Genomic DNA, 333 nt, shown 5'->3' with positions numbered 1-333 from the left:
TAGTCTCTGAAGTAGTCTCTGGTATTGCTTTGGTTATGTTTGTTCGTGCTAGTGCTAAGCTTGCACCCACGTACTGACCAACTTGCTCACCCGATGTGGTCAAGTTGGAATTATTTTGATACGTGTGATTAGTCAAGCTTGCATCTATGTACTGTCCCGCTTGCTCACCCGATGTGGTCAAGTTGGAATTGTTTTGGTCGTTGTGTTTGGTCAATTTGGTCACCGTTTGGTCAGTGTGATTGGTTAAATTGGTGCCAGTTTGATTTGTCGGATTGCCTAAGTTAGCACCATTTTGGTTCGTGGGCTTGCTTAAGTTGGTATCTGATTGGTTTG

General features: G+C 43.8%; 1 protein-coding gene. It reads right to left on the bottom strand.

The annotated features are described in order from the left end of the window. Positions 1-333 (bottom strand): hypothetical protein (locus tag LIZ98_RS17770; RefSeq protein ID WP_227140459.1); only part of this gene is annotated, 333 nt, incomplete at both ends.

This window comes from Caldibacillus sp. 210928-DFI.2.18, from assembly GCF_020554505.1.
In the GTDB taxonomy this organism is placed as follows: Bacteria; Bacillota; Bacilli; order Bacillales; family Caldibacillaceae; genus Caldifermentibacillus; species Caldifermentibacillus hisashii.
The sequence above is the reverse complement of the archived record's forward strand: the minus strand, read 5'-3'. Positions and strand labels throughout refer to the sequence as shown.